This is a genomic window from Desulfonatronospira sp. (assembly GCA_003563255.1).
Taxonomy (GTDB): domain Bacteria; phylum Desulfobacterota; class Desulfovibrionia; order Desulfovibrionales; family Desulfonatronovibrionaceae; genus Desulfonatronospira.
Genome location: PWSL01000128.1, coordinates 1 through 8,514, shown reverse-complemented (window position 1 = coordinate 8,514; position 8,514 = coordinate 1). Strand labels below are relative to the sequence as shown.

Annotated in this window: 5 protein-coding genes; 4 read left to right on the top strand and 1 reads right to left on the bottom strand. The window is 54.1% G+C overall.

Going from position 1 to position 8,514, the window contains the following annotated elements; translation table 11 throughout:
- Together QZP87_RS03595 and QZP87_RS03590 are read left to right on the top strand one after the other, a co-directional pair.
- The coding region (locus tag QZP87_RS03595) for a methyltransferase domain-containing protein (protein ID WP_291321548.1) at positions 1–846 on the top strand (846 nt) is incomplete at its 5' end.
- A 40-nt stretch (positions 847–886) separates the two neighbouring features.
- Positions 887–2,950 (top strand): molybdopterin-dependent oxidoreductase, encoded by a 2,064-nt coding sequence (locus QZP87_RS03590; protein WP_291321547.1) that lies wholly within the window; start codon positions 887–889, stop codon positions 2,948–2,950.
- Here QZP87_RS03590 and typA read toward each other — a convergent pair.
- On the bottom strand, positions 2,947–4,773 hold the full coding sequence (gene typA, locus QZP87_RS03585; protein WP_291321546.1) for a translational GTPase TypA: 1,827 nt from the start codon (positions 4,771–4,773) through the stop codon (positions 2,947–2,949). The two genes, QZP87_RS03590 and typA, sit on opposite strands and share 4 nt — an antisense overlap.
- 601 nt (positions 4,774–5,374) lie before the next feature.
- Here typA and QZP87_RS03580 point away from each other — a divergent pair.
- A complete protein-coding gene (locus QZP87_RS03580) occupies positions 5,375–6,769 on the top strand; it encodes a hypothetical protein (protein WP_291321545.1) in 1,395 nt (464 codons plus the stop codon).
- 263 nt (positions 6,770–7,032) lie between these two features.
- Complete coding sequence (locus QZP87_RS03575) at positions 7,033–8,232, top strand: ATP-binding protein (protein WP_291321544.1); 1,200 nt, start codon at positions 7,033–7,035, stop codon at positions 8,230–8,232.
- Positions 8,233–8,514: the final 282 nt, after the last annotated feature.

Genomic DNA, 8,514 nt, shown 5'->3' with positions numbered 1-8,514 from the left:
GATGTTTTTGAAGGAACCCTCAACTGCCCGGAATGCCTGAAAGAGTATCCCATCCGGGAAGGCATCGCCATGGTGCACCCGCAGCAGAACACACTTAAAGACTCCGGGTCTAAATATGAAAACTCTTCCGTGGTCTCATCCTACCTCTGGAGCCACTACTGCGACCTTCTTGATGACCCCGAGGGCAGCAGCGCCTACCAGGACTGGGCGGATCTCATGCACCCGGATGCCGGGGGCTGTCTGGACATGGGCTCAGCCGTGGGCAGGTTTACCTTTGACATGGCCTCCAGGTTTGACTTCGCCCTGGGCATAGATAATTCCGTGGCCTTTATCCGGACGGCCAGAGAACTAATGACCCGCAAACAAATCCAGGTGGATCTCGTTCAGGAGGGTATTCTGACCCGGAAAGAAAAACTAGTCCTGCCAGCGGGATGGCGGACCAGAAACCTTGAGTTCATAGTTGCCGACGCCATGGCCCTGCCCTTTGCCTCGGGCGCTTTTTCCGCACTGGCCTCCCTGAATATGGTGGACAAACTGCCCTTGCCCCTGCAGCACCTGCAGGAGGCCGAACGGCTGGCCCCCAGGGAAGGGGCCCAGCTGCTGCTCTCGGACCCTTTTTCCTGGTCCGAGCAGAGCGCTGACCGTAAATTCTGGCTGGGAGGCACGCCCGAGGGAGAATTCGCCGGCCACGGGCTGGACAACATCGCCGGCTGGCTTGAACGTCCCCGGGCCAACCCCGGACCGGGATGGAACATCGAAAAAAAAGGTCACGTCTGGTGGAAAATCCGCACCCACCGCAATCACTATGAACTTATCCGCAGCTGCTACGTCAAGGCTTTCAGGTGATGACTGTTCAGGCCTGAGCGTTACAAAAAAGAGCAAAAAAATGATAGTACATACCGTATGCCGTTTCTGTTCTGCCTGTTGCCCGGTGGAGGCCCGGGTGGAATCCGGCAGGCTGGTTTCGGCCCAAAGGAAATCCTTTCTTCCCCCTGCCGAAAGGATTAACTGCCCCAGGCTCATGCGGGCCCCGGAGATAGTATATTCCAGAAAACGTTTGAGCTCCCCTCTTATCCGCGAAGGAAAAAAGGGACCGCCAAAGTTCCGGGAGGCCGGCTGGGACGAGGCCCTGGACCTGGTGGCCTCAAAATTTTTGCAGCATAGAAATGTTTCAGGCCCGGAAAGCATTGCCTGGCTCAGGGGCATGGCAGCCGACTGGGGGGCTCCCTGGGATTACGCCCAGAGGCTCATGAACGCCTTCGGCTCTCCCAACAGCATTGGCAATGGCTCGGTCTGCCACGTGGCCCGGGAAATGGCTCACTTTTACACCTACGGGGCCATGACCATGCCCGGCATCAAGGATTCGGGCTGTGTCCTGGTCTGGGGCAAAAACGACCGCAATACCATGCCCGGTGCCTTCGAAGCCCTGCTGCATGCCCGCCAAAACGGGGCCGGACTCATAGTGGTGGACCCGGTGCGCACTCCGGCGGCGGCCATGGCGGATATCCACCTGCAGGTCAAACCGGCCCACGACGGTATGCTGGCCATGGCCATGATGCACGAGATCATCAACAGTGATCTGCACAATAAGAACTTCATCCGCGACTATACCCTGGGCTTTGATGCACTGGCCCGGGCAGTACAGAATTATCCCCCGCACGAGGTAGCCCCCTTTGCCGGACTGGATGCCCGGGACATTATAAAGGCGGCCCGCATGTATGCCCGCTCTTCCCCTGCCTGCATCGTGGACGGCAACGGCCTGGACATGCAGCTGCATACTTTTCAGGCCACCCGGGCGGTGGCCATGCTGCGGGCCATAACCGGCAACCTGGACATTGCCGGCGGGGATATCATCCCCCAGCCCCCCAGGGTAAACAATATCCAGCTGCGGGACAGGATTTCTCCGGATACTTATCCGGTCACCAGGGACTACAGTCTGTTTAGCAGCTTCCACCCCAACTGGGGACTGCATGCCCAGTCCTGCCTGGTGGACGCCATGCTGGACCAGACCCCCTACCCTGTAAACATGGTGGTGGTGCAGTCCGGCAATCCCCTTGCAACCATGGCTGACTCCACCAGAGTACAAAAGGCCTTTGAAAGCCTAGACTTTATGGTGGTTATAGATCCTTTTTTCACCCGCACGGCGGAGTTTGCCGACGTTATCCTGCCGGCAAGCATGTGCTTTGAAAAGACCCAGCTAAACCGGGCATCCCTTCGTACCAGCCCGGTCGTCCTGCAGGACCGGGCCATAGAACCTCTCCCCGGGACCTGGCCGGACTGGAAGATAATATTTTCGCTGGCTGAAAAACTGGGCCTTAAAAAAGAGTTTCCCTGGGGAGATGTACAGGAGGCCATAGATTTTCAGCTTGAACCAAGCGGCATCACTGTGGAAAAGCTCAGAAATTCCCCCCAGGGCATCCGAGACGGGGAACAGGTCTTTGAAAAATACCGCTCAAAGGGATTCAACACTCCTTCAGGCAAAGTGGAGTTTTTCTCTGACAGGCTGAAGCAAAACGGACATGACCCGGTACCCTATCAGCATGGACGAATGAAGAACCCCATCAGCTTCTCCAGCCATGCAGGCCATGCTCTAGTGGGCATGAGCGGAGAACGGGAAAACCGTTTTACGCACACCCAGTTTCACCATGTGGACAAGCTTTTAAAGACCGGGGAAAAACCAACCGTGGACCTGCACGAGCAGGATGCCGGCAGTCTGGGCATCACAGCCGGGGAGATGGTCCGGGTGCACACCCCCAGGGGAAGCATAAAAATGCAGGCCGGGGTCACGGACAGGGTATGCCCAGGCTACGTAATTATCGCCTGGGGCTGGGGAGAGGTGCACCAGGATTACAACTTAAACCTGCTGACAGACGATCATCACCGGGACCCGGTCACCAGTACCCCTTCCAATCGAAGCTTTATGTGCAGCCTGGAAAAACTTCGGGATTAATCTTTTGGCCGGGCACTGTGTCTCTGTGAGGCTGATAGAATGGTCTTTCGCAGGCGGATGGATACGGGAGTGACTTCCACCAGTTCGTCCTCGCGGATGAAATGCAGGGCCCGCTCCAGGGTCATGGGCAGTACCGGGGGCAGGACAATGGCATCGTCTTTGCCGGCGGCCCGGACGTTGGAGAGTTTTTTTTCCTTGCACACGTTGACATTCAGGTCGTGCTCGCGGTTGTGCTCCCCCACTATCATACCCTCGTATACCGGCGTACCCGGTGTAATGAACAGGTTGCCCCTGGCCTTGAGATTGGACAGGGCGTAAGGTACTGCATTCCCCGGCCGGTCCGCCACCAGGGACCCCATGAACCTGTTGGGGAAATCCCCCCGGTACTCCTGGTAGCCGGTAAAATAGGAATTCATTATGCCGGTGCCCTTAGTGTCCGTCAGGAACTCATCCCGGTAGCCGATGAGCCCCCTGGAGGGTACGGTAAACTCTATTCGTATCCGCCCGGTATCGTGATTGACCATGTTGGTCATGCGTCCCTTGCGCAGGGACAGCTTTTCCGTAACCACTCCCATGAAGGCCTCGTCGCAGTCTATGAAAAGGTGCTCCATGGGCTCCAGCTTTTTATCCCCCTGGTACCTGATTATGACCTGAGGCCGGCCCACGCTCAACTCGAATCCCTCCCTGCGCATGGTCTCAATGAGTATGGCCATCTGGAACTCACCCCTGCCCTTGACCACAAAGCTGTCCTTGTCCCGTGTCTTTTCCACCTGGATGGCCACGTTGCTCAGAGTCTCTTTTGTCAGGCGCTCCCAGATCTTGCTGGACTGGACATATGTGCCCTCTTTACCGGCCATGGGTGAGGTATTGATGGAAAATTTCATGGACACAGTAGGTTCGTCCACGGTGATTCTCTTCATGGCCATGGGGTTATCCCGGGTGCATATGGTATCTCCGATATGCACCTCTTCAATGCCGGATATAACGGCTATGTCCCCGGCCTGTATCTCGCTTATTTCCACCAGTTCCTGCCCGGCATAGGTCTGCAGTTTGGTCACCCGCAACATGTCCTGGCTGCCTTCCGGTCCCAGGCGAACCAGTTGATCGCTCTGCCTGGCCCTGCCGTTGAACACCCTGCCCACGGCAAGCCTCCCCACGTAATCCGAGTACCCCAGGTCGGACACCAGCATCTGAAACGGCTTATCCGGTTCAAAAGATGGAGGCGGGATAAAATCCAGGATGGTATCAAACAGGATATCCAGGTTGTCCGAGTCTTCATGAAGATCTTTTCTGGCTATGCCGTCCAGGGCCATGCAGTAGATTACAGGAAAATCCAGCTGTTCCTCCCCGGCGTCAAGATCGATGAAAAGATCGTAGATTTCATCCAGGACCTCGGCCGGCCGGGCGTCTTTACGATCGATCTTGTTGATGGCCACGATGATCTTCAGCCCGGCCTCCAGGGTCTTTTTCAAAACAAACCTGGTCTGGGGCAGAGGTCCTTCCGAAGCGTCCACCAGAAGCACTGCGCCGTCAGCCATGGACAGGGAGCGCTCCACCTCTCCACCGAAATCAGCGTGGCCCGGAGTGTCGATGATGTTTATCTTGACCCCATGCCACACTACCGAACAGTTTTTGGCCGAGATGGTGATGCCTCTTTCCCGCTCCAGGTCCATGGAATCCATTATCCTTTCCTCCACCTCCAGTCCCTGTCTGAACACCCCGCTTTGCCTGAACATCCCGTCCACCAGGGTGGTCTTGCCGTGGTCCACGTGGGCTATTATGGCGATATTTCTGATAGAATCGTTTTTCTGAATCACTTTCATGTCTTGGTTCATCCATTGAAAAAAAGATTGATAAAACAGCCGGAAATATTAAATTTCTAAGCAGCAAATAGCAATCTTTTTCTGACCTGCTATCTTTGAGCATGATAACACTACAGCGACACTTTATTTGAACTCCAAGGGGACTGGCTCTCCCCGCACTTAATTTTAAAATGCCGTCAAACATCCTTCAGAAAAATTAGTGCGGGAGTGCCTGTCCCCGGTGGCCGAGGCAATCATTAACACAAAGTGTCGCTGTAGTGATAACAGTGCTTATTGCTGCCAAAAAGTCGTTTGCACTTGAAGAGCTAAAGCTTTATGCTCTGGTCATGCACAATAAAATGTATCTGTTTAGCGCTTTGCATGTGGCACGGGGACTGGCTCTTCCGGGATCCACTTGTCCCAGAAAATGAAATATTTAAAGCACAAAATGATGCTCAAATGGGTCCCGGAGCCAGTCCCCTTCCAGCTGAAATAAAGTGTCGCTAGTGATATCTTTCCATAGAAAAGGGCTAAACTGTTTGCTAAGCTGATAGGGTTTCAAGAGTAGTTCACTAAAGCATGATTCCCTGCAAATAACATTTCAGCAAAAGGTAAAGCAGCCATGAAGAATTTTATTTGTGTCGCAATTGTCAAGGTCCTGCTGTACACCCTTCTTATGTTTTATCCCGTAGGGGTGTTTGCTCTGGAGGAAGGTACAGGACAATCCAGGGAGGACGCGCCGGATTCCCTTATTGACCAGCAGACCACCCGGATCATGCAGATGGAAGATGAGCTGCATGCCCTGGAACGTGACATGGCTCGAAGGCTTGCGGAACTTGAAGAACAGTTCAGCCGGCAACATACCCTGCTCAGGGAATACCTGGAAATTCACCGGGAAGAGGTCCAGGAGGTGCAGGACGGGCTTGAGGTGAATGAGACCGCCATCAAAGACTTGCAGGCTCGAATGGAGCACATGGACGGATCCATCTCAGAAATGCAGGAAGTCAAGGGACAGTTGCAGGGGGCTGTGCAAAGAATTGACAGTTCCAGAAAAGAACTGAATTCCAGGCTGCAGGCGCTTTCGCAGAAGCTGTCGGGCATTGATGCTGAGTATTCTGAGCAGCTGAAGCGTATTGGAGAGCTTGGGGAACTTCAGAAAAGCCTTGACGATTTTGAAAAAACCATACCTGAAATTGAATCCCGGATTAAAGCCGAGATGGAACTGGAAATTGAAGGTCTTTATTCTGAACTATCTGAACTTGAAGAAAGTCTGGATACTCAGAAAAACCTTGTGCAACAGGTAGAAAAGGAACTGAGACAAACCATTGCAGAGCTGCACCGGGAGATTGAGTTTACGGACCAGGGGCTTGCAGACCGTCTCCAGGAAACTGATGCCGGACTGAAAGAACTGCAGGGAATACTGGAAGAGCGCACACTTTACATGGGAGGTGCTGCAGCTCTGGCAATGTTTCTTGGCTTCACCGGCTTGGCTGCTGGACTTTTTGCCAGGCGGGGTCGTAAAAAAATGCAGAAAAATCTGGAAGAAACCAGCCGGGCACTGCGAAAAGAGATGCAGGACCAGCAGTCATTGCAGGATTCAAAGCTGGTTGAATTGCTGGAAAACCTGTCTTTGATAATGCCGGAACCGGGTCAGCAGGTCCAGCACCAAAACGGGGAAACTTTCCAGGAACAAGATCACACCCTGGCCTTGAGCCTGGCTGATGAAATTTACAAACTGGTCAAGCGGGCCAGAAACCTTCCTGAAGAAAGTGAAGTCACCAGGGATATAAAGGCATCTTTGTCCAGGGCTTTCAAGGCTCTTAAGAACAAAGGCTACGAGATAGTGGACCTTGAAGGCAGGCAATACAAGGATTACATGGAGGCCAAAGTGGAGTTTGTTTTGACCCATGAGCTTTTGCCTGGTGAGCAGGTGGTGTCCAGGGTATTCAAGCCGCTGGTAAAATACCGCGGTCAGACTATCCAGAAGGCCGATATTGAGGTGCTGAGCGGGGATTAGGCGCTCAGAAATTGTAACTTCTCAATAACTCCGGGCAGTATTCCTGGATACCGGCTTCCGCCGGTATGACATCACAATGCAACGACCTGTTTTCATTCGTCATTCCGGCGAAAGCCGGAATCCAGGTCTTTTCTTAGTGTAAGATCGCCCGGAGTTATTGAGAAGTTACCTTGTTTTCGGTTTTTTTTACCTGTTTTTTTACTTGACCCAGAGATATTTTGCTCATAACATTAAGTAAAATATCTCAGGAGATTGAGTAAAAAATGAACAAACGTTCCCAGTTTCAAGTATTGCAGAGCCGTCTGGCCGAACCGCGCCGCTTTATCCAGATTCTGGCTGGTCCGCGTCAGGTCGGGAAAACCACCCTGATCAGGCAATATATCGCGGAGGCCGAGTGCCCGGTCTTCTATGCCTCGGCAGACCTGCCGACCATGCAGAGCGAAAGCTGGCTCATGCAACATTGGGAGACGGCCCGTACTGCTGCCCGGCAAGACCCTGGCGGCGCCATCCTTTTTTTTGACGAAATCCAGAAGCTGCCCCGGTGGGCGGAGACGGTCAAAGGGCTGTGGGATGCCGACAGCTTTTCCGCCCTACCTCTGAAAGTTGTGTTGTCCGGTTCCTCCCCGTTGCTCATGCAGAAGGGCCTTGGCGAAAGCATGGCCGGCCGCTTCGAGACCATTTTTATGCCTCACTGGGGTTTTGCTGAAATGCAGGCCGCGTTTGGTTTGTCGCTGGAACAGTTCCTGTATTACGGCGGCTATCCCGGAGCGGCCCCCCTGCTGGCCGAACCAAACCGGTGGCGCGCATATATAAACGACTCCCTGATTGAGACCTCCATCGCCCGGGACATCCTGCTGATGACCAGGGTGGATAAACCGGCCCTGCTGCGCCGCCTATTTTATCTGGCTTGCACCTATTCCGGCCAAATTTTGAGTTACCAGAAAATGTTGGGGCAGTTGCAGGATGCTGGCAACACCACCACCTTGGCGCATTACCTGGATCTGTTGGGGATGGCCGGCTTGGTTACTGGATTGCAGAAATTTTCCGGCGGGAAAATCCGCAGCCGCGCTTCAAGCCCTAAGCTGCAAGTGCTTAATACCGCATTGATTACCGCCCAGGCCCAGTTGTATTATGAGCAGGCTCTGGCCGACCCCATTTTCCTCGGTCGTCTTACAGAAAGCGCCGTGGGGGCGCACCTGCTTAACGACGGCGAGGCGGCCGGAATCAAAGTGTACTACTGGCGGGAGCAGAACCGGGAGGTTGACTTCGTGCTTGAACTGCGGGGGGAACTCGTCGCCATCGAAGTAAAGAGCGGTAACCGGCAAGGCCGCGAATCAACCACCCTGCCGGGGATGAAGTCGTTCACCAGGGCCTTCGCCCCCCGAAAGGTGCTCCTGGTTGGCCCGGACGGTATCAGACTGGGAGATTTCCTGCAAATCCCGCCCCGAACCTGGTTTGATTGAAGCAAGACACCGGCCATGCGGTCTTTTGCCGGCTATCGACATAGGCATCCAAATGCCTGTACTGACAGATATTTCTGAGATCACACGAAAGATTGCCGAATACAAGCGTAGAAATCCCAACGCGGGCTATGCCCGCAACCCAGATTAGAAAAGAGTTTTTGGCCCACAGATCACACCCAGTGAAATCCGTCCCAGTGAAACCCCCTTTGGGGAGTCCCAAGGGACTGTTTCACGGGATAAACTGCGCTGAGACTTCGTCTATTTCACCGGGCAGGCAGATTG